Here is a 1,475-nt window from a genome sequence, read left to right on the forward strand (position 1 = left end):
AGCTCGCCGCCGCGCTCGACCTGGTGGACGGCAGCCGCATCACCCTGCGCGCCGATCAGGCGGTGGTGGACGACACCGACAAGACCGCCGATCTTGAGGGCGGGGTCCACATCACCAGCTCCACCGGCTACGTCATCGACACCGAACGGATGCTCACCTCGCTCGACCGGATCGGCGCCGAGACCCTCACCCCGGTGAGCGGCAGCGGCCCCGCCGGGCGCTTCACCGCCGGCAAGCTGACGATTGCCGCCGACGAGAACGGCGAGAACGTGCAACTGCTTTTCACCGAAGGCGTAAACCTGATATACGATCCGAAAGACCAATGAGGTTTTCCAGCATGTTCCGCTTTCTGACCGCCGCCGCCACGTTGTTCCTCCTGTCCGGACCGGCGCTGGCGCAGGGTGCGCAGGTCGCATTCGGCGGCATGTCGCAGGACACCTCCGCTCCGGTCGAGGTCAGCGCGGATTCGCTGCAGGTGAACCAGACCGACGGCACCGCGCTCTACGAGGGCAACGTGGTGATCGGCCAGGGCGAGATGCGCCTCGCCGCGCCGCGGGTGCTGATCGTCTACGCCGAGGGCGAGGGACAGGGCCGGATCGAGCGCATGGAAGCTTCGGGTGGTGTCACGCTGGTCAGCGGCGACGAGGCGGCCGAGGCCGAGAACGCCGATTACACCATCGCCACCGGCGTGGTGGTGATGACCGGCAACGTGCTGCTCACGCAGGGGCCGAACGCGCTGACCTCGGAACGCATGACCGTCAATCTCGAGGACGGGACGGCGCAGATGACCGGGCGGGTCCGCACGGTGATCCAACAGGGCACGGACGCCCCGCAACAAGTACAAGAGTGACCGGTAGACCCATGGCCCGCCCTGAACTGACCGTGACCGAAGGCGACAGCGGCCTTCGCGTCCGCCACCTGCGCAAGAGCTACCGCAAGCGCGTCGTGATCCGTGACGTGACGCTTGAGCTCGACCGCGGCGAGGTCGTGGCGCTGCTGGGCCCCAACGGCTCGGGCAAGACCACCACCTTCTACGCGGTGGCGGGGCTGGTGAACCCCGAGGGCGGGCAGGTTACCATCGACGGGCGCGACGCCACCTGGCTGCCGATGTACCGGCGCGCACGGCTCGGCATCGGCTACCTGCCGCAGGAGATGTCGATCTTCCGCGGGCTCACCGTCGAGGACAACATCGCCTCGGTGCTCGACATCGCGCTCAACGACCGGCATCGCCGCCGCGAGCGGCTCGAGGAGCTCCTGGGCGAGTTCTCGATCGAGCACCTGCGCCGCGCGCCCGCGCTGGCGCTCTCGGGCGGTGAACGGCGCCGCGTCGAGATCGCCCGCTGCCTTGCCGCCGATCCCAAGTACCTGCTGCTCGACGAACCCTTCGCCGGCGTCGACCCGATCAGCGTGAACGACATCCGCCACCTCGTCGCCGACCTCAAGAAGCGCGGCATCGGGGTGCTGATCACCGACCA

The 1,475-nt window shown here is 68.5% G+C and carries 3 protein-coding genes; all 3 read left to right on the plus strand.

Annotated features, from left to right (window positions below; genetic code table 11):
* Positions 1–326: LPS export ABC transporter periplasmic protein LptC (lptC, locus tag HC022_RS26410; protein ID WP_167454365.1), on the plus strand; the 326-nt coding region annotated here is incomplete at its 5' end.
* Positions 327–337: 11 nt separating this feature from the next.
* On the plus strand, positions 338–850 hold the full coding sequence (gene lptA, locus HC022_RS26415) for a lipopolysaccharide transport periplasmic protein LptA (protein WP_008886897.1): 513 nt from the start codon (positions 338–340) through the stop codon (positions 848–850).
* Positions 851–861: 11 nt separating this feature from the next.
* Positions 862–1,475 (plus strand): LPS export ABC transporter ATP-binding protein (gene lptB, locus HC022_RS26420; protein ID WP_167454366.1); only part of this gene is annotated, 614 nt, incomplete at its 3' end.

The organism is Salipiger sp. HF18 (assembly GCF_011806505.1).
Lineage (GTDB): Bacteria > Pseudomonadota > Alphaproteobacteria > Rhodobacterales > Rhodobacteraceae > Salipiger > Salipiger thiooxidans.